The following is a 26,645-nucleotide window of genomic DNA, read 5'->3' on the forward strand; positions in this document are numbered from 1 at the left end:
CCTTCCGGTCAGTGCGCCTCGCCCCAATGGTGGCCGGAGGCAGCCTCGACCGTCAGCGGGACGGAGATTTCCAGCGCCGGGCGAGCGGCGGTCTCCATCACGGCCTTGGCGAGCGCGATCAGCGCCGGGGCCTCGCCCTCCGGCACTTCGAACACCAGCTCGTCATGCACCTGGAGCAGCATGCGGGCGTTCAGCCCCTTCGCCTCGATCGCGCCGGGCAGGCGGATCATGGCGCGGCGGATGACGTCGGCGGCCGAACCCTGGATCGGCGCATTGATCGCCTGGCGCTCGGCGAACTGGCGCATGTTCGGATTCTTGTCCTTGATCCCCGGCAGATGGACGCGGCGGCCGAAAATGGTCTCGACGAAGCCGCGATCACGCACCTCGGCCTTCTTCGCCTCCATGTAGTCGGCGACGCCGGGGAATTTCTCGAAATACCGTTCGATGAACTCCTTCGCCTCATCCCGGCCGATCGAGAGATTGGCGGCGAGGCCGAAGGCGGAAATGCCGTAGATGATGCCGAAATTGATCGCCTTGGCGCGGCGGCGGACCATCGGGTCCATGCCCTCGATCGGCACACCGAACATTTCCGATGCCGTCATGGCGTGGATGTCGAGCCCGTCGCGGAACGCCTTCTTCAGCTCCGGCACGTCGGCGATATGCGCCAGCAGGCGCAGCTCGATCTGCGAATAGTCGGCGGAAACCAGCACATTGCCCGGCTCCGCGATGAAGGCTTCGCGAATCTTGCGGCCCTCCTCGGTGCGGATCGGGATGTTCATCAGATTGGGGTCGGTCGAGGCCAGCCGCCCGGTCGAGGTCGAGGCCAGCGAGAAGGAGGTGTGCACCCGCCCCGTCGACGAATTGATCGCAGCCTTCAGCGCGTCGGCATAGGTCGATTTCAGCTTCGCATAGGTGCGGTAGCCGAGAATCGCGCCGGGCAGCTCATGGCCCTCCGCCGCCAGCTTCTCCATCACCGACACATCGGTCGACCAGGCCCCGCCCTGCGTCTTCTTTCCCCCGGGAAGGCCCATCTCGCCGAACAGGATTTCACCGATCTGCTTCGGGCTGGAAATGTTGAACGACCGGCCCGCAATCCGGTAGGCCTCGTCCTCGTGCTCGGCCATCTTCTGCGCGAACTCGCCCGACAGGCGCGACAGGCGCTGCGGGTCGACCTTCACGCCGGCCAGTTCCATGTCGGCCAGCACGCGCGGCAGCGGGCGTTCCAACGTCTCGTAGACGGTCAGCTTGCCGCGCGGACCGAGCGCGGGTTTCAGGATTTCATGCAGCCGCAGCGTCACGTCCGCGTCCTCGGCGGCGTATTCCGTCGCCTTATCCAGTGGCACCCGGTCGAAGCTGATCTGCTTCGCGCCCGAGCCGCAGACATCCTTGAAGCTCAGCGGCTTGTGACCGAGATGCAGCTCGGAAAGCTCGTCCATTCCATGGCCGTGCAGGCCCGATTCCATGACGTAGGAGATCAGCATCGTGTCGTCATAGGGGCGCACATCCACGCCGTAGCGCGACAACACGGCGAGATCGTATTTCAGATTCTGCCCGACTTTAAGGACGGACGGGTCCTGCAGGAGCGGCTTCAGCGCCGCGAGCGCGTCTTCGCGCGCGATCTGTTCCGGCGCCGCGCCGCCGCCCAGCAGATCGCCCTCGTCCGGGTGGACATGCGCCAGCGGGATGTAGCAGGCCCGGCCCGGCGCGGTCGCCAGCGACACGCCGACGAGATTCGCGCCGCAGGCCGACAGCGCGTCGGTCTCGGTATCAACCGCGATCACCCCGGCCGACTGCGCCTCTGCGATCCACGCTTCGAGGTCCGCCATCGTGGTGACGCAGGCATAGGCCGAGCGGTCGATCGGTGCGGTCGCGCTGCCCGTCTCGTCGGATACCGGCGCGCCCAGCGTCTCCTCGACGCGGCGCGTCAGCGTGCGGAATTCCATCGATTTCAGGAAATCGGTCAGCGTCTCTGCGTCCGGGTCCGCCGTGCCGAACGCCTCCATCGGTTCGGGCAGGTCGCAATCCTGTTTCAGGATGACGAGCGTCTTCGACAGGCGCGCCGCCTCGGCGAAGGCGATCAGGTTTTCCCGGCGCTTGGGCTGTTTGATCTCTTCCGCGTGGGCCAGCAGCGTTTCCAGATCGCCATAGGTCTCGATCAGCTCCGCCGCCGTCTTCGGCCCGATCCCGGGCACGCCAGGGACGTTGTCGACGCTGTCGCCGATCAGCGCCTGCACCTCGATCACCTTGTCGGGCGTGACGCCGAACTTCTCGCGCACGCCTTCGGAGTCGATGCGCTTGTTCTTCATCGTGTCGAACAGCGTGACCTGACCGTCCTCGATCAGCTGCATCAGATCCTTGTCGGACGACACGATGGTGACCCGCGCCCCGGCCTCGCGGGCCTGGCGCGTATAGGTCGCGATCAGATCGTCGGCCTCGTAATTCTCCAGCTCCACACACGGCACGCCGAAGGCGCGCGTCGCGTCGCGGATCAGCGGGAATTGCGGCACCAGGTCTTCCGGCGCGGGCGGGCGATTGGCCTTGTACTGGTCGTAGAGATCGTTGCGGAAGGACTTGCCGGAATGATCGAAGATCACGGCCAGATGGCTCGGCTGGTCCTCGCCTTTGAGGTCTTCCAGCAGCTTCCACAGCATATTGCAGAAGCCCTGCACCGCCCCGACCGGCGTCCCGTCCGACCGGGTCAGTGGGGGCAGGGCGTGATAGGCGCGGAAGATATAGCCCGACCCGTCGATCAGATAGAGATGCGAATCGCTGTCGAGCTTGCGCTGCACGGCCATGTTCGGTCCTTCGGGAATTCGTCTTTGCGGTTCGACGCAAGCTAGGCGGGGGGAGGCGTGGGGGCAATCGCCGCGGCTGACCTCGGCGGTGCATGAACCCGATTTTCCACGACGCAGGCCAGATCCCTGATACACTTCAAGCGTGTGAGGGGAGAGGCACATGGAGGAAAAGCGCAAACGCCTGAAATGGGGTCGCTGGCTGCTGCTTACGCTGGCCGGGCTCTATTTCGCGCCGGTGATTCCGGAGACGACGCCCGCGCCAAGGTGCTGGGCGATCGATTCGACGGCAACATGCGGCCCGGAAGACGAAATCCATGAATGGATCTCTCCGTCGGCCGTAGTCGGAAGCATGATGTTCAATCAGTTCGTGACGCGCGCCCGTATGTACGGCGTCAGTTACGAGATCTACCGCCCCGACGTCGCCGAGCAAAGAGTCTCGCAGGCGCGGTTCGGCTTGACCCCGGCCAGTATCTCGACCTTCCGGTCCGCGGTGTTCGAGCGCCGACTGCAGCGGGAACGCGCCTTCCTGCGTCAGTATGCGGGGGAGTACGAACATGCCTCTCGCATGTTTGAAAGCCTGACCGAAGACGAGCGCTTTGCCTGGCCGGGTGAGCCCTACACCGGCGTTGACTTTCATTTCGCACGGCTGAACGCACAACTGGCTGGCGATATGGACCGCGTTTACGCGCTTACCGAACGCGGTTTTGAGTATGAATCCGAAGAGTCGGCGGAGAACCGGGTCAACTGGTTGCTCCAGAGCGCCGGTATGGCCCGGGAGGCCGCTGACTTCGAACAGGCTGACACGTACATCGCCCGCGCCGAGGGGATGGCGAGCGAGCCCCATCTGGAGGCGGCCGTCCTGGACGCGCGGGCCAATCTGGCACTCGCCCGTTTCGAAGACAGTGGTGACCCGGCATTGGCCGAAGCGGCGCTGGCGGATTACGAGGCTGCAGACGCCGCTATCGGAACTCAGTCCTACCAAGAGAACGACCTCCGAGCGCTATCCCATCTCGCGCGGTGCGAGGAGGCCAGCGCTGCCATTGGTGCACGACTGGCGGTGCTCGATACCGAAGAGGTCGACAGCTTCTGTTACGAGCCAGAGAACGGAATCACGTTCGACATTTGGCGCGTCCAGGTGCGACGTTGCCGGCTTATGCTACTCGGCAATCGAGACGGTGCGGACGAGGCGTGCGCGGAGATCGAACGCATGGCTGAGCGCGGCTGTACCGATACCGATTTCGGCTACGATTTCATGAATATGGATGAACCCCTCCCCCAACCCCTCGCCTGTTTCGCGTCAGGCGACGCTCCAGATCAGGGCGGCGCCGCCAATCAGGCTGACCGGGGATAGCGCGCGGAAGGCCATCAGCGGCAGGCGATCGGCCCACCAGACGGCATAGGCGGCATGCCAGCGTCTCGGTGCTAGGGCGATGACGATCGAGCTGATCACGATGAACCCCCCGGCCACGGTCAGGATCAGCGGCGCCTTCGAGGCCGAAGCTGCGCCGATCAGGCAGAGGCCGCCCAGCGCCCGGATGGCATGCTCGCCATAATGGATGAGCGGGGTGGACCCCATCTTTGACAGGATAGCGCGGCAGGCGGCCGGGCGGAAGGCCATCCAGACGCCGGCTAGGATGAGGAAAAGCCCGAAGGTGATGACCCCGTAGCGGGCGATTTCGGCGAGCATCGCCCTAGCCGCCGAACAGGATCGGGCCGATCAGCGCGCCGACAGCAGTGATGGCCAGCGCGGCGAGGAGGTTCAGCCGAACGCCGGCCTTGATCATCTGCCCCTGCGTCACCGCGCCGGAGGCGTAGACGATGGCGTTGGGCGCGGTCGCGACCGGCAGCATGAAGGCGCAGCTCGCCGCGATCGCCACCGGCACGATCAGCTGCTCGGGCGGCACCCCCGCCCCGGCCGCCAGCGCCGCCATGACGGGCAGGAAGGCCGAGATGGTCGCGACATTGGAGGTCAGCTCGGTCAGGAAGAGCACGAACAGGACGAGCGCGAAGACGAGGAGGGCCGGGTGCCAGGCGGCGGCGAAACTCATCGTGCTGCCGAGCCAGTCGGCCAGCCCGGTCGAGGACAGCGCCGCGGCCAGCGAAATGCCGCCGCCGAACAGGATGATGACATTCCACGGCAGGCGCGCCGCCGTCTCCCAGTCGATCAGCGCCTGGCCCTTCGCATGCCCGCCCGCCGGGATCAGGAAGGCGGCGAGCGCGCCCATCACGGCGATCTGCATGTCGTTGAGCACGAGCGTGATGCCGAGCCCGGCCTGTTCGGAAATCCACGCGAGGAGCGGGTTCCAGCCCCAGTCGCCGCCGGACCACAGACCCGTCCAGGCAATCAGCTCCGGCGGCAGCACCCGGCCCATCCACAGGATCGCCACCACGCCGAACAGCATCGCCGCGCGGGCCTCCGGCGCGGTGATCGGTCCCAGCCCGCGCAGCTCCTCGCGCACCACGTCGCGGGCTGCGGGATTGCCCTCCCCCTTCACCCGGAAGGCCCATTTCGTCAGCACGAACCAGCCGAGCGGGATGACGAGGAGGGCGGCGGGCACGCCCATCGCCATCCATTCGGGAAAGCTCATCCGCGGCGTGCCGAATTCGCGCGCCATGAATTCCAGCGCGATCAGATTGGTCGGCGTGCCGACCGGCGTCGCCACCCCGCCGATCGAGGCGGCATAGGCCACGCCCAGCGCCAGCGCCGGGGCGAAGAGTTTCGACCCCGCGCCCTCGCGTTGGATCTCCTCGGCGACCTTCAGCGCGATCGGGATCATCATCAGCGTCGTCGCGGTATTGGAAATCCACATCGACAGCAGCGCCGACGCCGCCATGAAGCCGGCGATCATCATCGACGGCTTGCCGCCGAAGGCCGACACGACATTGAGCGCGATGCGCGAATGCAGATTCCAGCGCTCGATCGTCATTGCCACGATGAAGCCGCCAAGGAGGAGCATAACCGTCGTCGAAGCATAGGGCGCGGCCGCGGCGCCTGCGCTGGCGATGCCCAGCAGCGGGAACAGCGCCATGGGAATGAGCGCGGTCGCGGCGATCGGGATGGCTTCCGTGGCCCACCACGCCGCCATCAGCGCCGCGAGCGAAGCGAGCAGCCAGGCTTCGCGCGTGAGACCGTCGGGAACGGGGATGAGCTGAATGAAGCCGGCGAGCGCCAGCCCGGTAAAGAGGCCGATCGTTTTCGAATTCAGGCCGGGTTTCGGGCTGCGCGCCACCGGTCCGGTGCCGCTCTACTTCCCGGTATCGGCGGGACCGCCACGCTCGACGAAACGCCGGTCGCAATAGCCGCATTCGACGAAGCCCTTGTCGTGGTCGATCTCGAGCCAGACTTTCGGATGGCCGAGCGCGCCGCCACCGCCATCGCAGGACGTGCGGTGACCGTCGATCACGATGGTTTCAGGCGCGGGAAGCGCATTAGCCGTCACTGTGCTCGCCATGTCCCGTCTCCCTGCATGGACTTCAACCGGTGCCGGGCATAGGTATGACGCACGCTTTGACCCGTCAATCGCGAGGCCCCGCCCCATGTCCGAGACCCTGCCCGAATTCGCCCTCGAAGCGGAAGGCCTCAGGAAGACTTATGGCGGATCGAAGAAGCGCCCGCCCAAGGAGGCGCTGAAGGGCGTCGACCTGAAAATCCGCCGCGGCAGCATTTTCGGCCTTCTCGGCCCCAATGGCGCGGGCAAGTCGACCTTCATCAACATCTTCGCCGGGTTGACGAAAAAGACGGCGGGCAAGGCCCGTATCTGGGGCCGCGACATCGACACGGACGGGCGCAATGCCCGCGCCGCGATCGGCGTCGTGCCGCAGGAAATCAACATGGATGTCTTCTTCACGCCCTTCGAGACGCTGGAATTGATGGCCGGCTTCTATGGCGTGCCGAAGCGCGAGCGCCGGACGATGGACATCCTTCGCGCCGTCGGGCTCGAGGACAAGAAGCACGCCTATGTCCGCCAGCTCTCCGGCGGCATGAAGCGCCGCCTTCTTGTGGCCAAGGCGCTGGTCCATACCCCGCCCGTCCTGGTGCTCGACGAGCCGACCGCCGGCGTCGATATCGAGCTCCGCCGCCAGCTTTGGGACTATGTCCGCGAACTGCACGCGAACGGCACAACCATCGTGCTGACGACGCACTATCTCGAAGAAGCGCAGGAGCTGTGCGACGAGATCGCCATCATCAATGAAGGCGAGGTCGTCGCCTGCGAACCGACGGAGGAACTGCTCAAACGCCTCGACACCAAGTCACTGGTGATTGTCCCGGCCGAGCCCTTGACCGCCGTTCCCGAAACCCTGTCGGGATATGATGCGAAGATCCGCGACACCGGCGAGATCGCCATCAGCTACAAGTTCGGCCAGGTCTCGGTCGCCAAGATCATCGAGGCCTTCCACGCCTCCGGTGCCCGGATCGGCGATCTCAGAACCGAGGAACCGGACCTCGAGGACGTCTTCCTCGCCCTGACCTATCACCGGGGCGACGCGGCGTAGCGGCGCGGGATTCGTCCCGCAGCAATCCCACATTCCTGCGACGAAATGTTGTATATGTATGACAACTCGTCGAGGGAGTGAGACATGGTTCACAACCGCCTGCCCGTCCTGAGAGCCGAGCGCGGCCTGTCGCGCAAGGCGCTGGCCGATGCGGTGGGCGTGAACTACCAGACGATCGGCTATCTCGAGCGCGGCGACTTCAACCCCAGTCTCGAACTGGCTTTGAAGCTCTCCGACTTCTTCGACCTGCCGGTCGAGATGATCTTCTCCCTCACCCCCTTCCGGCCTCTGTCCGAGGCCATCAGAGCGGAGCAGGAGTGATGAGCTTCTTTTATCGCGGCCGGTCCGGCCGCATCGCCGAACGCAGCCCGGCCATGTTGCGCCTGGCCACCACCACCGCGCTGGCAGCCTATCCGGCCGGCGCGCTCCTCATGGTGCTGTCGCCGGAGTCCGGCTCGCCCGCCGCCGTGTGGGGCGATATCGCCGGCCTGGCCCTGATCGTCGTGGCGCTGCTCGCGGTCGCCACCTTCGCGGCCTCGCGCCAGCAGCGCATCGCCGGCGAGGAGCAGGGCCGGCTCGACGAATTCGAACTGGCCTTGCGGCTCAGGGCGCGCGGCTTCGCCTACAATGTCTTCACAGCGCTCGTCCTCATCGGCGTCGTCTATCTCGGCATCGCCTCGGACGTGAACGCCTCGGGCCGCGCCGATCTCTGGGTGCCGCAGGGTTATGACCACTGGAACGGCGTGTTCTGGGGCGTCCTGCTCTACGCCTTTGTCCTGCCGACCGCATGGCTCAGCTGGACGCTCCCCGCCCCGCCGCCGGCCGACGAGGCCTGACCGCCGCTTTTTCGCCCCTTATCGCGGCCAGTCTCGAACAGGGCCGAAACAGGGAGGGCCGCACATGCTGGCGATCAGACGCTTCTTTTCCGCGCTTGTGGCGGTCGGCCTCTTTGCCTTCCTGGCCTATGTCTTCACCCTCTTCTTCCAGCCGCAGGGTCAGGGCGGATGGATCACCGCTCTCATCCTCGTTGCGGTTTCCGGGATTGCGAGCCTTCTGATCTATCGCTGGCTGTCTGTGCCGGGCCGGTCGCGCCGCCGCGAGAACGGCCTGCCGGACGACGGGTCCGGGCTGGGCCTCGGCCTGCTCGGCGCATCGGCCGCCGACCGCCGCCGCCGCGAGGACACCGATGGCGACGATTTCGGCTCCGGCCGCCGCGGCCAGCATGACGGCGATGGCGATGCGGACGCCGACGACGACCCGTCCGGGCTGCACTGACCTGACAAGTTGGCACCCCACCTTGACCCTCCCGGCTCAGTGGAGGGTTGGGGCGGGGTGATCTATTCCCCCTCAGCCACCGGATCGAACCGCTCGAGATCGTCCGGGCCCGTCATCACCGCGCGCACCTGGTCGACATAGGCCGGATCGTCAGCGTAGGGGCTGATCTCCTCGACCAGCGCCGGGCCGGTAATCGGCGCTTCGGCCGCGCGCAGCGCCGCGCGCTCGGCCCGGAAATTCTCGAAGGCCGGATGCGAATTGAGATAGCGGACATAGTCCTCCGCCGAGGCCGCCAGGCTGTCGAACCCGCCATCGCCCGGGAAGCGGCCGAACAACACGTTGCGTTCGCGCGCCGCCGCGCTGCCGCCCCAGCCGGTGGCCAGCACCGCCTGTGAAATCGCCAACGAGGGCGGGATGATGTCCGCACGCGCGAGCAGATCGTCCAGATCGCCGTACGTGCCGCCAAACTTACGCGCCAGCCGGTCGCGTTCGGCCTGCTGCGACAGGTCGAGCCGGTCGCCTGCGGCCTCCATCCGCGCGAAACGATGCAGCGCCTCCCGGTCGCGCTGCACGCGCTCATTTTCTGCTGCGATGACGCTCGCCACGATGCGCGCGAACAGCCGCCGCCGCTCCTCCATGTCGAGTGCCATCCAGTCGTCCGGCAGCGTACCCAGCCGCACTCCGCCCGAAGACGGCGAGGTTGGCGGGGCGACCAGCTCGCGCAATTCCGCCACGGTCGGAGCGGTAAAGACCGGCCCGTTGCGGTCGATCAGCCCCGCCGCGACCGAGGCCAGGACGGACACGCCGGCAAAGCCCGCCGTCACCGCGCCGATCGCACCATAATCGCGCCAGCGCGGACGGCCCTCGATCGGCGGCGCGACCCGGGCAAGACGGGTCACCGGACCGGCGGTCCAGCCCTGGATCACAAGCGAGGCCACCACGACCGCAAAGGCGGTCGAGAAATAGAGATTGGCATTCTCCACACCGGCCAGAACCGGGAAGCCGCCGAGGAAGATCGGCACCGCGCCTCTGAGGCCCATCCAGGCGATGAAGACGCGCTCATTGGGCCGGAATTTCTCCGGCAACAGGCAGATCAGCACCGCCAGCGGCCGCGCCACCAGGATCAGCACCAACGCCACGCCCAGCGCCGGTACCGCCACGGCCAGCGCATGGCTCGGCGTGATCAGCAGGCCGAGCATCAGGAAGAGGCCGATCTGCGACAGCCAGGCCATGCCGTCGGAAAAACGCGCCGTCGCGTCGGCTGCCCGCCGTTTCGGCGCGGAGCGAAGGGCCACACCGGCGAGATACGCCGCGAGGAAGCCCGACGCGCCGATCGACTGGGCGAAGGCGAACAGGAAGACCGCCGCAGCGGCCGCGAAGATCGGATAGAGGCCGAGCGGCAGACCCATGCGCCGCTCGAGAACAGCGATGCCGCGCCCGCCAAACCAGCCGATCAGACCGCCCGCGATGAGCGACCAGACAATGCCGATGCCGAACCAAACCGGGTTCGGCGCCTCGCCCGCGCCCAGCCAGGCGACCAGCGCGGTGACGAGGATCACCGCCATCGGGTCGTTGAACCCGGATTCGGCTTCCAGCGTGGTGGCGACGCGCGGCCGCGCCTTCAGTTCGCGCCCCGCGATCAGCATCAGCACCGCTGCGGCGTCGGTCGACGACACGATCGCGCCCATCAGCAGGCTTTCCACCCAGGTCAGCCCGAACAGGTAGTGCGCGCCAATGCCTGTCACCGCCGCGGTGATCAGAACACCCGCCGTGGCCAGCGACAGTGACGGGCGCAGCACGCCCTTGAGGCGCCTCAGGCTCGTCCCCAGCCCGCCATCGAACAGGATCAGCGCCAGCGCCAGCGAGCCGACCGCATAGGCGACCCCGTAATCGTTGAACATGATCCGGCCCGGCCCCTCCTCGCCGGCCAGCATGCCGATCCCGAGAAACAGGAGGAGGAGCGGCGCGCCCGCCAGACGCAGCAGCGCCGCCCCGCCAATGGCGAGGAGAACAAGGCCGGCGGCCACGAGAAGCAGGAGATGGGCAGCGTCCATTCGGTCGCCCAAGCATGGCTGAAGTGCGCATCACGGGAATGGGCGCATTGAACGCGGCGCGCAAGCCCTGTATGGGAAGCATCAACGCACCCATAGCTCAGCTGGATAGAGCGTTGCCCTCCGAAGGCAAAGGTCAGAGGTTCGAATCCTCTTGGGTGCGCCATTTCCCAATCATCGACGATGTTGCTAGAATGTTCCGGATCTGGATTCGGAGTGACGAATGCCGCGCGAAGACAAGCCTGTGCGCCTGATCGAGGACGAGGAAACCGGCGACCGGTTTCTCGTCTATGGCGGCAAGGACGGATTCCGGCTCGACATCCGCTATCAAGGCGAAACCCTGTGGATGACACAGGCCCAGATCGCGCAGCTGTTTGGGCGTGAGCGAAGCGTCGTCACCAAACACATCAACAATATTCTGGCCGAGGGTGAACTCGACGAGGATAGCAATGTGCAAAAAATGCACATTGCCAATTCCTCAAAACCGACAACGCTTTACAGCCTCGATATGGTGATTTCGGTCGGCTACCGCGTGTCTTCGGCTCAGGCGACCGTCTTCCGCCGCTGGGCGACCGGCATCCTCGTTCAGTTCGCGAAACAGGGTTTCGTCGTCGACGCGCAGAGGCTGAAACGTCCTGGGGAAACCGACCGCGTCGCCGAACTGCGCGAGATCATCCGCGACATTCGGTCGGACGAGGCGAATGTCTACCGGGAGCTGAAGCGCATCTGCGCCATGTGTCAGGATTACGAGCCGTCATCGAAAGCGGCCCTGACATTCTATCAGCATACACAGGCAAAACTGGTTTTCGCCGTCACGTCGAAGACGCCGTCCGAACTGATTGCGGAGCGCGCCGATCCCGACGCGCCGAATATGGGACTGCAGACCTGGCCGAAGGACAATATCCGCAAGGCTGATGTGACAGTATCCAAGAACTATCTCGGCGAGTCCGAAATCCGCGAACTCAACCGGCTGACCACCATCCTCCTGGACATTTTCGAGGACCAGCTCGACCTCGGCCGGATCGTGGTGATGGCGGATGCCGAAACTCTGCTCGATCAACAATTGAAACAGCTTGGCCGTGCCGTTCTCGAGGGCGGAGGCCGCATACAGCGTTCCGAAGCCGATCGCATCGCGGAAGGGGCGTACGTAGCGTTCAACCGGCAACGCAAGCTGGAACGCCATGCAGAAGCCGACGCGGCAATCCAGGAATTGGCCAAGGAGGCGAAGGCCTTGCCTCGCGGCAAGACCCGCACGGGCTAGCCTACACCTCCCTTTCGATCACCCCGCACGCGATGCGCTCACCCGCCGCGCCGGAGGGCTGGGTCTCGTAATCGTCGGCGCCGGAATGGAGGATCAGGGCCGAGCCGTCGGCGTCGAACAGGGCGTTGTCGCCGTCGAAGCTGATACGGGCGTTGAGCACCTCGATGTGGAGCGCGCCACTCTCCGGCACGTGGATGTTGGGCATGTCACCCGGATGCGGCCCTGCCGCGCGTTCGAAGCCGTGTACTGCCTCGTCCGTCCCGGCGGCCATGTGGCCACCGGCGGCGGTGAAGTCCGGGCTGCAGGATCCGGTCTCGTGGATGTGAAAGCCGTGCTCGCCTGCGGGCAGACCGGTCAGCTCCGCCTCGATCAGTACGCCATTGGGCGTTTCGGTGAAAATCGCCTCGCCGGCGGGCGAGCCGTCCGCGCGCAACAGCTGCGCGCTGGCCACGGGGTGCTCGACCTGGACCCGCATCGCAACGGGATCATCGGCCCGGGCGGCGTGGGCGAGCGCGGCCGCGGGAAGGGCGGCGACCGCAGCGAGGACGAGGACTGCAGGGCGGGGCATGGAAACCTCCCGTTTCGGCTGTTCTGGTCTTGAAACCCACTCCCCCCGTCCCACGTTCCATACCGGGCGTCCGGCCCGTCCGGCCGCTCACCTCCCCCAAAAGAAAAAGGACGATGACCATGACCGACATGAAACAAACCCACTCGCCCCCGATGACCGCGCACGAACCGATGCACCCCACACGCAAATTTCCGGTGCCGCGCGAAGACCGCAGCCGCACCCAGCGCTGGATTCACCGCGCGGCGCTGACGGCCTTCGTCGCGATCGCGGTCGCCGTTGTTGCCAACCAGGCGGTCAGCTACCTGGCCTGACCGCACTTTTCTCCCGAAAGACAGCGGGCCGCCCTTCCGGGGTGGCCCGCTTGCGTTCGAGGCAGCGTTCTGACGTCAGCGGTCTCCGGACCGCTCGCCGGGATCGATGGCCTGCCGGTCGATTTCCCGCCGGATATCCGCAATCAGTTTTGAGCGTTCCCCATCGGGGTTTCCGGCGTCTGCCTCCTCGCTCGACAACACCGTCAGGGCCTGCTTCAGCCTTTCGTCCCGGTCGTCTGCAGAATAACCCGGATCGGTCAGCAATTGCTGGATTTCCTGTCGGTTGACGGTCTGTTTCATGTCGGATGTCCTGTGTCGCGGCGCGGCTCCAAACGCCTGAACGCTTGCGGGATGCCGGGCGTTCCCCGGAATGACGGGCCGGGCTAGGATGGGCGTTGGCTGGAAGCGAGGTCCATCATGCTCCGTACGATCCTGATCACGCTGCTCGCCGGATTCTTGGCCGCCTGTTCGGCCGGCGATTCCCTCGCGTCCGGCCCCGACCCGGTGATGCTCACCGTCCATGGCGATGTGACGGACACCAATCGGGGCGCCATGGAGGCGGACCGCGAACCCCTGTTCGCGCGTTACGACATGGCGTTCGACGAGGCCCGAAGCTTCACGCGCGCCGAGCTTCTGGCGCTGGAACAGAATGAGATCGTCGTGCGCTATCCCCTCGGCGGTGCCGCGCACACCTTCACCGGTCCACGTCTAAGCGCCGTTCTCGGCGCGGCCGGGGCGAACGGCGAACGCGCCATTGTCTCGGCTTTCGACGGCTATCAGCGCTTCATTCCTGTCGCGGATCTGCGCAGCCGAGGCGTCATCCTTGCGCTGACGCGTGACGGTGCGCCCTTGACGATTGGGGATTACGGACCTGCCATGCTGGTCTGGCCGCGCGACGACGATGCCACGCTGGCCGGTCAGAATGACGACGACTGGGTCTGGGGCGTGTTTGCGATCGAAATCGTTCCGGAATGATCCTATTCGGTGCGCGGTGACGCGCTGTCAGGCCGGTCGAGCGACTGGAGCGTCATGCCCGTCACGGCATCGCCGTCGCGGCTGAACACCACGCGGAGATCGTCGAGCCCTTCGAGCATGAAACGGTCATTGCCGAGCGGCAGCATCCGCAGGGCCGGCCCGCCCTGGCGCTGGTAGAATAGCGCCCCGTCCTCGAAATAGACCCGCCGCGGACCGTAAACGCCTTCATAGGCGAGCGCGCCATCCAGGCTCACCGGATTGCGGCGGGCCTCGATCGCTTCTCCGGCCCATTCGAGACCCCGGCGCTGCGCCGGGTCGTCGAGGGTTTCGATGATGCGGTCATAGGCCAGCAGCAGGGCGGCATCGAGCGCCTCGTCGGCGGGCACATCGACATCCGGGATCACGCCCGTGCCTTCCCAATTCGTGCCGGTGATCGGATTGCGCGCCGAGCCATCGGACACGAAGATTTCCAGCCCGCCCGGCAAGGGGTGAAAGCCGCCCGGATTGCCCGCGCCATAGGTGGTTTCGCCAACAATCGTCGCGCGTTCCATCGCCTGGAGATGATAGGGGAAGGCCTCGCCCGCCGAGCCGGTGCGCCCGCTGGTCAGCACGTAAAGCGGCACTTCAGGGCGTGATTCGCCCGGCAGCCAGGCCAGCGCCACGAGTTCGGACGGATACTCCCGCGCGCTCGACACGAAGGTGTTGATCACCGTCTCTTCGCGCGGGTCGAGGAAATGGCTGATGATGAATTGCACCATGGACGGTGCGCCGCCGGTGTTCTGGCGCATGTCGAAAATCACCGCATCGGTGTTTTCCACGAAATTCAGCGCCGCCAGCGCGGTGTCACCGCCGACCTGTGCCGGGGCGAAGCTGCGCATGTCGATATAGCCGATATTGCCCGGCAGGATGGACACTTCCTGGAAACCGTAATTGCTCCGCGCCATCGCGGCGAGCCAGGCGGCTTCGCCGCCGCCTTCGTCCTCGCCGCCGCCCGGTTGCGGTCGCGGAGGGGCCATGCGCACGGCAAAGTGATTGTCCTGCGGTCGCAACGCCTGGGTCAGCGCGCCGGCGAGCTCCGCTGCCGTACCGGAAGTGTCAAACCCGCCCGATTCCAGCTGGTTACGCAGGTCTGCGGCGATCTGTGCGCCGCGATCGGAATCATAGAAATTCTCCGCCACCGCATCGGCAGCGGCCGTGACGATCTCGCTGCGCAGGCTTGCGCTTAGCGTTTCGCTGTCTTGCGCGCGCACAGCGCCGTCGGCAAGAAGAAGCAGGGCGGCCGCCCCGAACAGAATGGATCGCATCACGGTCCCTCCAGAAGGAAATGTCGGGGACGAGACTAGACCCGGATGATCCGATTCGGACCTTAATTCGCGGTCAGCAGCCGGAAAGGCGGGCGCAAAAACCCGTTGCGTCGCGAGTCAGGCCTTCTAGGCTGCGCGCAAACGAGGGAAACTCGGGGAGAGACATGGACGGATTTTTCGAAGCGGCCACCACCTTCAGTGACTTTCTGTGGGGCGGCACCTGGGGCGACCAGCGCATCCTGCCGGTCGGCATCATCACCATCGCCCTTCTGGGCACGGGTCTTTACTTCATGCTGATGCTGGGATTCCGGCCGCTCAAGCGGCTCTTCCCCGCTTTCGGCGAGCTGTTCGGCGCCGGCCGAAAGGGATCCGGGGAGGGCGAGATCACGCCCTGGAACGCGCTTTCGACGGCGTTGTCGGGTCAGGTCGGCACCGGCAATCTCGCCGGCGTGGCGACCGCCATCGCGCTTGGTGGGCCGGGCGCGATCTTCTGGATGTGGATTACCGCGATCGTCGGCATGGCCGCGGCCTTTGCCGAATCGAGCCTTGCCGTGCGCTACCGCGAGAAGCATCCCGACGGCCATTTCCATGGCGGTCCGATGTATTACATCAAGAACGGCCTCGGTAAGGGCTGGGGCTGGCTCGCCATCCTCTTCTGTCTCGGAACGCTGCTGTCGGCAGTTGTGACCGGCGGCGCGTTGCAGGCCAATTCGGTCACTCAATCGGCCGTCGAGGCCGCGACCACGCTGGGCATCACGCTGCCGAACTGGGCGGTCGGGGCCTTCCTCGCGGCGCTGGTCTTCCTCGTCATCATTGGCGGCATCAAGTCGATCGGCAAGGTTGCCGGCAATCTCGTTCCGCTGATGGCGGGCGCCTACATCCTTGCCGCGCTCTACGTGCTCGTGACCCATGCCGACCACATTCCGGGCGCGTTCGGACAGATTTTCGGCCATGCCTTCGGCCTGCAACAGGCCGCTGGCGGCCTGGCGGGCTACGGCGTGCTCGCTGCGATCCGCGCCGGCGTGGCACGCGGCCTGTTCTCCAACGAGGCGGGTCAGGGCTCGGCCCCGATCGCCCACGCGGCGGCGCAGACCAAGAACCCGATCAAGCAGGGCGAATTCGCCATGCTCGGCGTCTTCATCGATACGATGATCATCTGCACCATGACGGCGCTGGTCATTCTCGTCGTCGAGGGGGCCTATCCGTCAAACGGCACGACCGTGCCCTATGCCTGGATGTCGACCGAGCTCGAAGCTTCGGCCATCACCACGGCGGCCTTCTCTACCGGCATGCTCGGCGGTGCATGGGTCATCCTGGCGGCCCAGGGCCTGTTCGCCTTCACCACCATCATCGGCTGGTCCTATTACGCCGAACAATCGGTGACCTATCTGGTCGGCGATTGGGCGGCGCGGCCCTTCCGCTTCCTCTGGGTGGCCGTCGCCTTCATCGGCACGCTGATCATCAATGTCGACGGGCTATGGCGCTTTGGCGACATTGCCAACGCCTCGATGCTGCTGCCGAACGTCGTGGCACTGCTGCTGCTGTCGGGCGTTGTCATCGCGATGACCCGCCGCTTCGACAAGACCGGCGAACTGCCGCCGAACTGGGCCGGCGATCACTGGGGCACGGAACCCCCGGTGGAAGGCCAGCCTGATCCCTCCGATCCGGAGGATCCGAACTATACGCCGCCGAACAGCTAAGGCGGTCCTGAACAGGAAAAGCCCCGGCGGAAACGCCGGGGCTTTTTCTATGCGAGGGCCTTGAGGGCCGCTTCGACATGGCCGCCGAACTGGCCCCAGCGCTTGTAGGCCAGCGCATCGTCCGATGCCGCGCGCCAGTTCCTGGCGAACGCCTCCCGGTCTTCCGGGTCGGCCAGGGCCGTTGCAATCGGGTCAAGGCAGATGCGGATGCAGAACAGCGCCGCGCCGGTCTCTTCAAGCCGTACCAGCGTCTGGCGCTCGACCCGCAGATAGAGGTGATTGACGGCGTCCTCGAGCGGCAGTGCCTTCAACTGTTCGCGCATTGCCGAGCCATGCGGCCACCAGCGTTCGTCGCCGATCTGGACCGTCCAGTTGAAGCGTTCGAACACGCCGCCTGCGGGCATGCGGTCGAACACTTTCGCGATCTTCGTGGCCAGTCCCGGCACGCCGCCGGGAACCGGGGTGTGCAGCGCGAACAGCTCCTTCCCGAAACTGTCTTCCAGCGAGAAGAAGGTCGGCTGCGTCAGGAGCAGGGCGGTTGCGGTCCAGCCCTCGCCCCTGTCCTCCATCACGACGAGGTCGTCGCTGACCAGCCGTCCGGCACGGATCAGGTCCGGCTCGCTCCGGTCCGGCGCGTTCCGGCCAGTCGCCCCGGCGACCCGGCGCAGCGTCTCGTCCTCGGCCGGCGCGGCTTCGGGCTTGGCGCGGTAATAGCGCTCGGGATCGGTATCGAGCCGGCGGTTCTTCTCCGGCAGCCAGTGGGCGTCCGGGTCGGGCGAGAGCCAGCGTTCCGGCTCGATCTGCCGCAGCGCCACCTGAAAGCGCGGCGGGCCGTCATGGAAGGGTTTGTAGGGCGGTCTGGTCATGCGCGGCGGACCCGGTGAAAGATCGAGATCGCGGCGAATCCGAGCGCAATCCCGATCGCATCGGCGGCCAGATCGGCCAGCGACATCTCCCGTTGCAGGATGGGCGAGCCCTGCACGATCTCGATGAAGGCCCCATGCGCCATCAGCACCGCCGCGCCGAGCCACAGGGCCAGGCCCGGCCATCCCAGACGTACGAGCCCCGCCAGCGTCGCAAAGGCGGCGATATGCTTCAGCTTGTCGGCCCCGAGCAGAACCGGCGGCATCGCCGGCCCGGGCGTCAGGGCCAGCGCGGTGATCGCGATCAGCGCGATCCAGAACGCGGCGCGGATTGCTTGCCGCGGCCAGACACCCTGCCTAGTTTGCCGGTCAACCTCAACGGGATTCGACATGCCTCTGGACCTTTCCGACATCGACCGGCTTTCCACCCCGCGCACCAATTGGACCCGCGAGGAGGCCGCCGCCCTTTACCGCGCTCCGTTTAACGACCTGATCTTCGCCGCGCAAAGCGTGCATCGCCGGCACCACAATGCCAATGCGGTGCAGAAATCCCAGCTGCTGTCGATCAAGACCGGCGGCTGCGCCGAGGACTGCGGCTATTGCAGCCAGTCCGCCTTTCACGACACCGGGCTGAAAGCGTCCAGGCTGATGCCCCTCGATGACGTGATCGAGGCGGCCAGCCGGGCCAAGGCGGGCGGCGCGACGCGCTTCTGCATGGGTGCGGCCTGGCGCGACCTCAAACCGCGCGACGAGCAGGCGGTCTGCGAGATGATCGAAGGCGTGAAGGGGCTGGGTCTGGAGACTTGCGTCACGCTGGGCATGCTGAAGGAGGGTCAGGCCGAAACGCTGAAAGCGGCCGGGCTCGACTATTACAACCACAATCTCGATACCAGCCGCGAATACTACGGCTCGGTAATCACCACGCGGACCTATGACGACCGGCTCGACACGCTGGCCAAGGTCCGCGATGCGGGCATTTCGGTCTGCTGCGGCGGGATTATCGGCATGGGCGAGCGCGAGGACGACCGCATCGGTCTCCTGATGGAACTCGCCAATCTCGACCCGCATCCCGAAAGCGTGCCGGTCAATCACCTCGTCCCGGTGGGCGGCACGCCGCTGGCGCATGCCGAACCGCTGGACGGGCTCGACTTCGTGCGCGCCATCGCGGCGGCGCGGATCATGATGCCGAAATCGACCGTGCGCCTGTCGGCCGGGCGCGAAGGCATGAGCCGCGAGCTTCAGGCGCTCTGCTTCCTTGCGGGTGCCGGATCGATCTTCGTCGGTGAGGAATTGCTGACCACGCCCAATCCGGACCTGTCGGCCGATACCGGCATGTTCGACGCGCTGGGCCTGACCGCAGCGGAGTGAGTTTGCCCTAAGCCACGCCGATCCGCGGCGGGCCGCCATGGCGGGCTTCCGACGGGCCGAAGGCGCGGTCGAGTAGCGTGGTTGAATCCTGCGCCAGTTCGATGGCGGCCGTGAGGTGTTCGAGCACCTTCACATTGTTCGCCAGCACGTGCAGTGCCTCGGGCCGGTGGTCCTCGGCGATCTTGGTGCAGCGCTTCAGAACATCCGAACGCAGGTCGAGCAGGATGTCCTCGAGCTTGCGCCCGTCCGGATTGCTGTCGGAGACGAGAAAGCGTGTCATGACGCCCTCCTTTCCCATTTAAGGAGAGCGGAGCCTGCATCCGGACCGGTTAAAATTGCGCTGATGCCTTGCCCCGGCGGGGGGAAGCCGCCAGCTTTTCGTCAAACAGGGTAAAGGGAGCGATAATCATGACCGACCGCATCGGGGCCAACGAGGCCTTGGCCAGACTCTCCGGCTGGAGCGCCGTCGATGGCCGTGACGCCATCCGCAAAGTCTATGAATTCGCCGATTTCAACGCCGCCTGGGGCTTCATGTCCCGCGTCGCGCTGAAGGCCGACCAGATGGACCACCATCCCGAATGGTTCAATGTCTACAACAAGGTAGATGTCACACTGGCCACACATGACGCCTCCGGCGTCACCGAGAAGGACGTCGCGCTCGCCACCTTCATGGACGGGATCGCATGACCCGGCCGCTGGCCCTCGTCACCGGCGCATCCGGGGGGATCGGTGAGGCCTTCGCCCGCGAACTTGCCGGGCGCGGCTACGATCTCGTTCTCGCGGCGCGCTCCGCAGACAAGCTCCAATCCCTCGCCGAAGAATTGCGCGGGCAGGGTGCCGGGGCGCATGTCTTCCCCGCCGATCTCGGCGCGGCGGATGGACCCAAGACGCTGATCGACGCCGTCCACGGGGCGGGGCTGACCGTCGATCTCCTGGTGAATAATGCCGGTTTTGGTGATCTCGAACCCTTCGACCGGGCTGACCCCGGAAAACTGACGGACATGATCAATCTGAATGTCCGGGCGCTGACCGCGCTCTCGCATGCGGTCACGCCAGGTCTGGTTGCGCGCGGGCACGGCGGCATCATCAATATCGCGTCGACCGCCGCCTTCCTGCCGGGTCCGGGCATGGCGACCTATTACGCGACGAAGGCCTTCGTCCTGTCCCTCTCGGAAGCCCTGCATGTGGAAATGAAGCCGAAGGGTGTGACCGTCACGGCGGTTTGTCCGGGCCCGACCTGGTCGGGATTCCAGGAAAAGGCCGACATGGAGGGCTCGAAGCTTCTGAAGGCGTCGCGAATGATGACGCCGAAAGATGTCGCCCGCATCGGCATGGACGGGTTCGAGAGGAAGAAACGCGTCGTCGTGACCGGCGTATCGAACAAGATCACGATCGCGATCGCGAAACTGACGCCGAAAACCCTTCTGATGAAGGCCGTCTCGGGTCTGCAGGAAAAGCCCTAGCGCCGCCGCGCCGCGCGCATCGCCAGTTTCAGGATCAGGTCGCCGACGAGGCTTTCCGCCGGGCTGCCGGTCGACTTGACCGCGCGTTCGGTATCGAGCGCCGCTTCCCGCGCCGCCTCGAAACCCGCCGTGCGCCAGATCTCGACCTGGCGGCCGAAAATCGCCTGAGCCGGTCCGAAACGCGGTGCGCCGAACCGTTGGGCCGCCGCGGGACCGCCCCCGGCATGCGCTTCCCCGATCAGGTCGAGTCGCCGCTGGATCGCCCGCAATATGCCGACCGGATTGTCCCCGGCCGCCAGCAGCCGCGCATAGGCCCGATCGGCGGCGCCGACATCGCCTGCCAGGGCGGGCTCGACCAGCCGGTCCATCGCGTCGTCTCCACCAGCGGCGGCAATGGCGCGGATGTCCTCGGCGGTGACGAGATCGTCGCCCTCGGGCCGTTGGCCGCGCAATCCCTTGTAAAGCAGCAGCTTCTCGATCTCGGATCGGGCAATGCCCCGGTCGCCCTCCAGCTGCGGGACGAACAGCGCCCGCGCTTCGGGTTCGAGCGACAACCCCTCGGCGGCCAGCGCTTCGTTGACCAGGCTCGCCGTGTCGGCCGCGCTGTCGGCATAGCAGGGCACCGCCAGCGCAATACCGCTGGCTTCGACCGTCTTGCGCAGCGCGTCGCCGCCCTTCAGATCGCCCGCCTCGATGATCAGCCGCGCTTCGGCTTGGTATTCGCCTTTTTCGAGATCTTTCAGATAGGTGGCGGCCGAGGCGCTGCCCGAGGACAGGCGCAGTTCCACGAGGCGCGCCCCGCCCATCAGCGACATCGCGGCCATGGCATCGGCCAGGCTCGCGGGATCGGACTTGATGTCGTCCTCGGTCAGCCGCGTGAGCGCGAAATCATCACCTTCGGGGAGGAGTTTCCTTGCCAGTTCGGCGGCGCGTTCTCGGACCAGGCCCCGGTCGGGACCGTAGATCAGCCAGGCCCGGAAATCGCCCGGGCGGGCTATCGCGCCGGCGGCTTCGCGGGCGCTCGCCTTCATCTAGTTGCCTTCGCGGGTCCGCAGGAAGCGGGCGACCTGAAGCGTGATGCGGCTCGCTGCCGAACGGGCGGCCAGTTCTTCGCCCTCACGTTGGCTGGTAATCGCGGCATAGGGCTGGATCGGAATATTGTAGGTGCCCGCACCCGAGGCGGACCCGTCAAACACGTGTTGCGGATTGCCGTCCTCGTAAATGCGGTAGGACACTGTCAGCAACAGGTCGTAACGCGTGGCGATGCCGTCGGCCCCGATGCCGGATCCGGTCCTTCGCACATCCGCCGGCTCAAGCACCAGACGGTAGCGGCCGGCATCGTCCGGAAAGGAATTGCGCAGTTCGTCGCGCAGCAGGTAATCGATGCGCTGATCGCCCTCCTGAACGAGCGCAATGCCGTCGAGCCGCACGCCGGAGGGCCCGCCATAGAGCGGCTGGAAACCGCAGCCGGTCAGGGCGATCGCACTGGCCGCCAGGGCGGCGGCGAGAAAGATCCTGCGATGCATGCGTCTACCCCGCGACAATGTTGACGATCCGGTCCGGCACCACGATCACCTTGCGCACCGTGAGCCCGTCCAGGGACCGCGCCACGCCGGCTTCCGCGAGCGCGGCAGCCTCGACATCGCCTGCCTGCGCACCGCGCGGGACGACGATCTCGCCGCGGCGTTTGCCATTGACCTGCACCGGCAGGGTAACGGTATCGGCCGTGACGAGCGAGGGATCATAGTCGGGCCAGCCCTGCGTGGCCACAAGGCCTTCGCCGCCGATCCGTTCCCAGCAGGATTCCGCGAGATGCGGCATGAAGGGCGAGAGCAGCCGGGCCATCAGCCCGAGTGCCTCGCCGCGCACGGCGAGGGCGGCATCGTCCTCGCCCTTGTGGCGGCGAATCTCGTTGACCAGTTCGTGAATGCTCGCGACCGCCGAGTTGAAGCGGAAGCCCTCGATCGCCTCGGACACATCCTTGACCGCGCGGTGGACCGTGCGGCGCAGTTCGAGGTCCGCGCCCTCGCAGGCCGGGACGTCTGCCGTCGGAGCGGGCGCACCTTGCGGATGCGCGTCGCACAGCGCCCAGACCCGCTGGATGAAGCGCCAGACCCCGTCCACGCCCTCGGCTGTGTATTCCACATCGCGTTCCGGCGGGGAATCCGACAGCACGAACCAGCGCGCCGCATCGGCACCGAAATCCTCGATGAAGGCGTCGAGATCGACGACATTCTTCTTCGACTTCGACATCTTTTCGAGCGCGCCGACCGACACTGACTTGCCGGTCTGGATCTCGACCGTCTGGCCATCGCGCTCCTCGACCTCGCCCGGCCCGAGCCAGCGGCCATCATCGGAGCGGTAGGTCCGGTGCGTGACCATGCCCTGGGTGAACAGGCCGGCAAACGGTTCACCGGACGGCAGATCGATCAGGCCGGCATCGCGCAGCGCCCGTGTGAAGAACCGCGCATACAGCAGGTGCAGGATGGCGTGCTCGATCCCGCCGACATACTGGTCGACGGGCATCCACGCCTTCGCCACGTCGGGATCGAAGGCAATGTCGGTGCGCCAGGGCGAGGTGAAGCGCAGGAAATACCAGGACGAACACACGAAGGTGTCGAGCGTGTCGGTCTCTCGCCGCGCCGGCGCGCCGCATTCCGGGCAATCGACATGGCGCCAGCCGTCATGCCGGTCGAGCGGATTGCCCGGCTTGTCGAACCGCACATCGTCGGGCAGCCGCACCGGCAGCAATTCTTCCTGCACCGGTACCGCGCCGCAATTGTCGCAATGGATGATCGGAATCGGACAGCCCCAGTAACGCTGCCGCGACACCAGCCAGTCGCGCAGGCGGTAGGTGGTCGCACCTTCGCCCAGGCCCGCTTCTTCCAGCTTCGCGATCGCGCGCTCGATCCCCTCGGCGGTGGTCAGCCCGTCGAGGAAGCGCGAATTGTAGAGCGTTCCCTCACCGGTATAGGCCACGTCGGTGATGACATGCACCTTCGGATCGGCGTGGGGCGGCAGCACGACCGGCGTGACCGGCAGATCGTATTTCCGGGCGAAATCGAGGTCGCGCTGATCCCCGGCCGGAGAGCCGAAAATCGCCCCTGTCCCGTATGTTGACAGGACGAAATTCGCGGTCCAGACGGGCAATTCCCAGGACGCGTCGAACGGATGGCGGACCTTCACGCCGAGATCGAGCCCGCGCTTCGGCGCCTTCTCGATCTCTTCCTCGCTGACGCCGGTACGGCGGCAATAGTCCTGGAAGGACTCGATCGAGGGATCTTCCACGCCCAGCGCATTGGTCACCGCATGATCGGGGGCCAGCGCGAGGAAGCTGGCGCCGAACAGCGTGTCCGGACGCGTGGTGAAGACCTCGATCCCCTCGCAGCCGAACCGGCGCGCATCTTCCTTCTCGGCGAAGGGAAAGAGAATTCGCGCGCCGCGCGACTTGCCGATCCAGTTCTTCTGCATCAGCCGGACTTTTTCCGGCCAGCGATCGAGCGTTTCGATGCCTTCGAGCAATTCGTCGGCATAATCGGTGATCTTGAAGAACCACTGGTCCAGCTCGCGCTGCACCACGATCGCGCCGGACCGCCAGCCGCGACCGTCAACGACCTGTTCGTTGGCCAGCACGGTCTGGTCGACCGGGTCCCAGTTCACCTTCGCCTTCTTCCGGTGCACCAGGCCGCGCTCGTAGAGCTTCAGGAAGATGGCTTGCTGGTGTTTGTAATAGTCCGGCTCGCAGGTCGCGATCTCGCGTGACCAGTCGATCGCCAGGCCGAGCCGCTTCAGCTGGCCGCGCATCACGCGGATATTCTCGAGCGTCCAGTCGCGCGGGTGCACGCCGCGCTCGCGCGCCGCATTTTCTGCCGGCAGGCCGAACGCGTCCCAGCCCATCGGGTGAAGCACGTCAAAGCCCTTGGCGCGCTTGTAGCGGGCAACAACGTCACCCATCGTGTAGTTGCGCGAATGGCCGACATGGATGCGCCCCGACGGATAGGGGAACATCTCCAGCACGTAGTATTTTTCGCGATCCGACGTGGTCGGGTCGGCGGCCGCATCGGCGCCGGCTTCGGCCCAGGCGGCCTGCCATTTCGGCTCGGCCTCGCGGGGATTGTATCGGGTCATGGCAAGGGCGCCCTCAACGGGTCGGGCGCGACCGGAGATCCGGCGCCGGACTATTCGGTTTCCAGATTGGAAATCCGCAGCTGGCGGGCACGGGTCAGGATCGCGTTCTCGATTTCAACGGCGGTTTCAGGACTCACGGCGGCATCGATCCAGCTGCCGTTCTCCTGCTGCTCCTGGCGGAAGACGCGCACGGATAGCGCGTCGGCGCGAAGCCGCGTGTCGAGGATATAGACCGTGACCTTGAAACGCTCGGTCGTGAACTCCGGATTGGCGTACCAGTCCGTGATGATGACACCGCCGAACGGATCGACTTCCTGCAGCGGCATGAAGTTGATCGTGTCGAGGCTGGCGCGCCACAGATAGGAATTGACGCCAATGCCGGCGACTTCATCGCTGCCGCCGCCGCCAAAACTCGGGATGCGAAGCCCGCCACGGCCCTCCGACTCGGCATTGTCACCGCCTCCGCCAAGCGAGGAACAGGCCGGCGAAAGGACGAGAATCGAGGCGAGAATCGCCCACAGGATCGGCTGACGGACAGGCATCGTGAAAAGGCTCCTTGAAACGGCGCGAAACCAGAGCATGGAACGCGGCGGCGCCGCAAGACGGGACCGCTCTATAACATGCAATCGGTTCAGTGCCAGCGCCGCGATGTGTTCGACGCGGCCAACTGCATCTGTGGCGGGAACGACACAGCGGCCATCTTCCTGCCGCATTTCATGGCACCGCCGCTTGACCGGAGGGGGTGTGCTGGCGTGTTTTCGTGCCGGAACGTCCGGGGGGACGGGGCCGACCGGTGAGGCCGCGAGCGACCATGAAGCGGACGACGGCAGTTTTATACTCCGCCTTCCTGCTCTCGACAGTCCTCGCGGCCACGCCATCGCCCGCTGCGGCTGTCACGCTTCAGGACACACAATGGGGTCCGTTCGAGATCGAGACCGGTCTCGACCTGACCCTTGCCGCAGGTGCGGGCGATACTGACGCGATCAATGACGGCCTTCTCGCCGATCTCGACGCCTTCCTCGATGCCGAGGCGATCACCGACACGGGACTGAGATGGGGCGCACGCTTTCGCCTGCGTGCCCAGCGCGACCATGGCCGATCGGGATTTGCTGACAGCGTGGGCGACTGCACCGATGCCGCCGCCGATTGCCCGGTCGCGGGCACGATCCTCCAGCGTTCACTCGCGACCGGTCGATACGTATCGGCACCCCGGCCGGATGAACCGGGCCGGACGGCGGTCGAAAGCGCGCATCTTTTCGTGCGCGGCGGCTGGGGCGAGTTCCGGGCCGGCCTGACGCCGGGCGCGGCGGCGATGGAAGCGATTCCCGCCGTCACCGCCATGCGCAGTCTCGCCCTCGATGCCGGCGCGCTCGACCCGGGCGGCCATGCGGCGATCCGGACCGTCAATGACGCCTCGGGCTTCGGGCCGCGCATCGCGGTGCAGAGCCAGCGCATCGTCGGCTTGCGTCTTTCGGCCTCTTTCGCCGCCGAGACCCGGGGCTGCGGTGTCGATGTCTGCGTCCGGGGCCGGCAGGCCGTGTCCGTAACGGGCACGCCCGTGACGGCGCTGGCGGGCAACCGGCTCGACAATGCCGCCGAGATCGCCGTCTCCTTCGATCACACCTTTTCACGAGACACCCGCATCGAAGCGGCAGTCTCGCTGTTGACCGCCGATCCTTCGGACCCGGCAGCACCGAATGGCTACACCGCGGTGCAGGCAGGCATGCGTGTCGAACGCGGCGACTGGCTGTTCGGCGCTTCGGCGCTCGACGCGGAAAGCTATTCCGCGCTGTCCGCGGGCCTCGCCCGGGATTTCGGTCCCTGGCGCATCGCCGTCGAGGCCGGCCTGTCCGACGACAGCCGGATCCACGAATCCCAGCGCGCGTTTCAGATCGGCGTCTCGCGGCTCGTCGGGGACCACGGCCTCATCGGTGCGGCCCTGCGACGGGAAGAGACCGGATTCGCCTTGCCAGGCGGCCCCGGACAGCGACAGGCAGGCGGGCGCGACGATGTCAGCCTGTTGTTCGAGACGGGGCTGCGCTACTGATCCCCGCGACGGGGAGCATGGATTCTGCGCAACACTTTCCGG

28 protein-coding genes and 1 tRNA gene are annotated in these 26,645 nt (G+C 66.2%); 14 read left to right on the forward strand and 15 right to left on the reverse strand.

Annotation, left to right across the window (positions count from 1 at the left end):
* Positions 1-8: 8 nt before the first annotated feature.
* Positions 9-2,795 carry a DNA polymerase I gene (gene polA, locus ACFOOR_RS09055; protein ID WP_343164566.1) on the reverse strand — a complete coding sequence of 929 codons (2,787 nt, stop codon included), beginning with the start codon at positions 2,793-2,795 and terminating at the stop codon, positions 9-11.
* A gap of 160 nt (positions 2,796-2,955) precedes the next feature.
* Between polA and ACFOOR_RS09060 the strand changes: the two genes are divergently transcribed.
* Positions 2,956-4,146, forward strand: a complete 1,191-nt coding sequence (locus ACFOOR_RS09060; protein ID WP_343164567.1) for a hypothetical protein — start codon at positions 2,956-2,958, stop codon at positions 4,144-4,146.
* Here the strand turns inward: ACFOOR_RS09060 and ACFOOR_RS09065 are convergent.
* The 3 genes from ACFOOR_RS09065 to ACFOOR_RS09075 are packed head-to-tail and all read right to left on the reverse strand — an operon-like array spanning position 4,093 to position 6,247.
* Positions 4,093-4,482: a hypothetical protein gene (locus tag ACFOOR_RS09065; protein ID WP_343164568.1), complete on the reverse strand. Its 390-nt coding sequence runs from the start codon at positions 4,480-4,482 to the stop codon at positions 4,093-4,095. The genes ACFOOR_RS09060 and ACFOOR_RS09065 overlap by 54 nt on opposite strands.
* Positions 4,483-4,486: 4 nt before the next feature.
* Entirely contained in the window at positions 4,487-6,025 is a 1,539-nt protein-coding gene (locus ACFOOR_RS09070; protein WP_343164569.1) for an SLC13 family permease, read from the reverse strand.
* 15 nt (positions 6,026-6,040) lie between these two features.
* Entirely contained in the window at positions 6,041-6,247 is a 207-nt protein-coding gene (locus ACFOOR_RS09075) for a zinc-finger domain-containing protein (RefSeq protein ID WP_343164570.1), read from the reverse strand.
* An 85-nt stretch (positions 6,248-6,332) separates the two neighbouring features.
* Between ACFOOR_RS09075 and ACFOOR_RS09080 the strand changes: the two genes are divergently transcribed.
* The 4 genes from ACFOOR_RS09080 (at position 6,333) to ACFOOR_RS09095 (ending at position 8,564) form a co-directional block, all read left to right on the forward strand.
* Positions 6,333-7,289 (forward strand): ABC transporter ATP-binding protein, encoded by a 957-nt coding sequence (locus ACFOOR_RS09080; protein ID WP_343164571.1) that lies wholly within the window; start codon positions 6,333-6,335, stop codon positions 7,287-7,289.
* A gap of 84 nt (positions 7,290-7,373) precedes the next feature.
* Positions 7,374-7,610, forward strand: a complete 237-nt coding sequence (locus ACFOOR_RS09085) for a helix-turn-helix transcriptional regulator (protein ID WP_343164572.1) — start codon at positions 7,374-7,376, stop codon at positions 7,608-7,610.
* A complete protein-coding gene (locus ACFOOR_RS09090; RefSeq protein ID WP_343164573.1) occupies positions 7,610-8,125 on the forward strand; it encodes a hypothetical protein in 516 nt (171 codons plus the stop codon). The genes ACFOOR_RS09085 and ACFOOR_RS09090 overlap by 1 nt, the downstream gene beginning before the upstream one ends.
* 64 nt (positions 8,126-8,189) lie before the next feature.
* Complete coding sequence (locus ACFOOR_RS09095; protein ID WP_343164574.1) at positions 8,190-8,564, forward strand: hypothetical protein; 375 nt, start codon at positions 8,190-8,192, stop codon at positions 8,562-8,564.
* Positions 8,565-8,626: 62 nt separating this feature from the next.
* On the opposite strand, the gene ACFOOR_RS09100 is transcribed toward ACFOOR_RS09095, so the two are convergent.
* Complete coding sequence (locus ACFOOR_RS09100; RefSeq protein ID WP_343164575.1) at positions 8,627-10,618, reverse strand: potassium/proton antiporter; 1,992 nt, start codon at positions 10,616-10,618, stop codon at positions 8,627-8,629.
* Positions 10,619-10,704: 86 nt separating this feature from the next.
* Between ACFOOR_RS09100 and ACFOOR_RS09105 the strand changes: the two genes are divergently transcribed.
* Together ACFOOR_RS09105 and rhuM are read left to right on the forward strand one after the other, a co-directional pair.
* Positions 10,705-10,781, forward strand: a tRNA-Arg gene (locus ACFOOR_RS09105).
* A gap of 57 nt (positions 10,782-10,838) precedes the next feature.
* Positions 10,839-11,876 carry a RhuM family protein gene (gene rhuM / locus ACFOOR_RS09110; protein ID WP_343164576.1) on the forward strand — a complete coding sequence of 346 codons (1,038 nt, stop codon included), beginning with the start codon at positions 10,839-10,841 and terminating at the stop codon, positions 11,874-11,876.
* 1 nt (position 11,877) lies between these two features.
* Here the strand turns inward: rhuM and ACFOOR_RS09115 are convergent, their stop codons facing one another.
* The gene (locus tag ACFOOR_RS09115) at positions 11,878-12,444 is read right to left on the reverse strand and encodes a superoxide dismutase family protein (protein ID WP_343164577.1); all 567 of its coding nucleotides are present in this window, start codon (positions 12,442-12,444) and stop codon (positions 11,878-11,880) included.
* A 119-nt stretch (positions 12,445-12,563) separates the two neighbouring features.
* On the opposite strand from ACFOOR_RS09115, the gene ACFOOR_RS09120 reads away from it, so the two are divergent.
* Positions 12,564-12,755 (forward strand): hypothetical protein, encoded by a 192-nt coding sequence (locus ACFOOR_RS09120; RefSeq protein ID WP_343164578.1) that lies wholly within the window; start codon positions 12,564-12,566, stop codon positions 12,753-12,755.
* Between the two features lie 75 nt (positions 12,756-12,830).
* On the opposite strand, the gene ACFOOR_RS09125 is transcribed toward ACFOOR_RS09120, so the two are convergent.
* On the reverse strand, positions 12,831-13,055 hold the full coding sequence (locus tag ACFOOR_RS09125; protein ID WP_343164579.1) for a hypothetical protein: 225 nt from the start codon (positions 13,053-13,055) through the stop codon (positions 12,831-12,833).
* Between the two features lie 117 nt (positions 13,056-13,172).
* On the opposite strand from ACFOOR_RS09125, the gene ACFOOR_RS09130 reads away from it, so the two are divergent.
* Complete coding sequence (locus ACFOOR_RS09130; RefSeq protein WP_343164580.1) at positions 13,173-13,730, forward strand: hypothetical protein; 558 nt, start codon at positions 13,173-13,175, stop codon at positions 13,728-13,730.
* 2 nt (positions 13,731-13,732) lie between these two features.
* On the opposite strand, the gene ACFOOR_RS09135 is transcribed toward ACFOOR_RS09130, so the two are convergent.
* The gene (locus ACFOOR_RS09135) at positions 13,733-15,034 is read right to left on the reverse strand and encodes a S41 family peptidase (protein ID WP_343164581.1); all 1,302 of its coding nucleotides are present in this window, start codon (positions 15,032-15,034) and stop codon (positions 13,733-13,735) included.
* Positions 15,035-15,198: 164 nt separating this feature from the next.
* Here ACFOOR_RS09135 and ACFOOR_RS09140 point away from each other — a divergent pair, with 164 nt between their 5' ends.
* Positions 15,199-16,734 carry an alanine/glycine:cation symporter family protein gene (locus ACFOOR_RS09140; protein WP_343164582.1) on the forward strand — a complete coding sequence of 512 codons (1,536 nt, stop codon included), beginning with the start codon at positions 15,199-15,201 and terminating at the stop codon, positions 16,732-16,734.
* 47 nt (positions 16,735-16,781) lie between these two features.
* Here the strand turns inward: ACFOOR_RS09140 and ACFOOR_RS09145 are convergent, their stop codons facing one another.
* On the reverse strand, positions 16,782-17,600 hold the full coding sequence (locus tag ACFOOR_RS09145) for a heme-dependent oxidative N-demethylase subunit alpha family protein (RefSeq protein WP_343164583.1): 819 nt from the start codon (positions 17,598-17,600) through the stop codon (positions 16,782-16,784).
* Positions 17,597-17,989, reverse strand: coding sequence for a teicoplanin resistance protein VanZ (locus ACFOOR_RS09150; protein ID WP_343164584.1), 393 nt, complete (start codon positions 17,987-17,989; stop codon positions 17,597-17,599). Before ACFOOR_RS09150 ends, ACFOOR_RS09145 begins: the two co-directional genes overlap by 4 nt.
* On the opposite strand from ACFOOR_RS09150, the gene bioB reads away from it, so the two are divergent.
* On the forward strand, positions 17,988-18,965 hold the full coding sequence (bioB, locus tag ACFOOR_RS09155; protein WP_343164585.1) for a biotin synthase BioB: 978 nt from the start codon (positions 17,988-17,990) through the stop codon (positions 18,963-18,965). The genes ACFOOR_RS09150 and bioB overlap by 2 nt on opposite strands.
* Positions 18,966-18,972: 7 nt before the next feature.
* On the opposite strand, the gene ACFOOR_RS09160 is transcribed toward bioB, so the two are convergent.
* Entirely contained in the window at positions 18,973-19,245 is a 273-nt protein-coding gene (locus ACFOOR_RS09160) for a histidine kinase (RefSeq protein ID WP_343164586.1), read from the reverse strand.
* Between the two features lie 128 nt (positions 19,246-19,373).
* Here ACFOOR_RS09160 and ACFOOR_RS09165 point away from each other — a divergent pair, with 128 nt between their 5' ends.
* Together ACFOOR_RS09165 and ACFOOR_RS09170 are read left to right on the forward strand one after the other, a co-directional pair.
* The gene (locus tag ACFOOR_RS09165; RefSeq protein ID WP_343164587.1) at positions 19,374-19,652 is read left to right on the forward strand and encodes a 4a-hydroxytetrahydrobiopterin dehydratase; all 279 of its coding nucleotides are present in this window, start codon (positions 19,374-19,376) and stop codon (positions 19,650-19,652) included.
* On the forward strand, positions 19,649-20,428 hold the full coding sequence (locus tag ACFOOR_RS09170; protein WP_343164588.1) for an SDR family NAD(P)-dependent oxidoreductase: 780 nt from the start codon (positions 19,649-19,651) through the stop codon (positions 20,426-20,428). The genes ACFOOR_RS09165 and ACFOOR_RS09170 overlap by 4 nt, the downstream gene beginning before the upstream one ends.
* On the opposite strand, the gene holA is transcribed toward ACFOOR_RS09170, so the two are convergent.
* From holA to ACFOOR_RS09190, 4 genes are read right to left on the reverse strand one after another with little or no spacing between them, the layout of a single operon-like run.
* Entirely contained in the window at positions 20,425-21,459 is a 1,035-nt protein-coding gene (holA, locus tag ACFOOR_RS09175; protein ID WP_343164589.1) for a DNA polymerase III subunit delta, read from the reverse strand. The two genes, ACFOOR_RS09170 and holA, sit on opposite strands and share 4 nt — an antisense overlap.
* Positions 21,460-21,954, reverse strand: a complete 495-nt coding sequence (gene lptE / locus ACFOOR_RS09180; RefSeq protein ID WP_343164590.1) for an LPS assembly lipoprotein LptE — start codon at positions 21,952-21,954, stop codon at positions 21,460-21,462.
* A gap of 4 nt (positions 21,955-21,958) precedes the next feature.
* Positions 21,959-24,556, reverse strand: coding sequence for a leucine--tRNA ligase (gene leuS / locus ACFOOR_RS09185; protein WP_343164591.1), 2,598 nt, complete (start codon positions 24,554-24,556; stop codon positions 21,959-21,961).
* A 50-nt stretch (positions 24,557-24,606) separates the two neighbouring features.
* Positions 24,607-25,098, reverse strand: a complete 492-nt coding sequence (locus tag ACFOOR_RS09190) for a DUF3576 domain-containing protein (protein ID WP_343164592.1) — start codon at positions 25,096-25,098, stop codon at positions 24,607-24,609.
* A 269-nt stretch (positions 25,099-25,367) separates the two neighbouring features.
* Between ACFOOR_RS09190 and ACFOOR_RS09195 the strand changes: the two genes are divergently transcribed.
* Positions 25,368-26,603: a porin gene (locus ACFOOR_RS09195; protein ID WP_343164593.1), complete on the forward strand. Its 1,236-nt coding sequence runs from the start codon at positions 25,368-25,370 to the stop codon at positions 26,601-26,603.
* Positions 26,604-26,645 lie beyond the last annotated feature (42 nt).

It is taken from the genome of Hyphobacterium vulgare, from assembly GCF_042643335.1.
Classification (GTDB): Bacteria; Pseudomonadota; Alphaproteobacteria; order Caulobacterales; family Maricaulaceae; genus Hyphobacterium; species Hyphobacterium vulgare.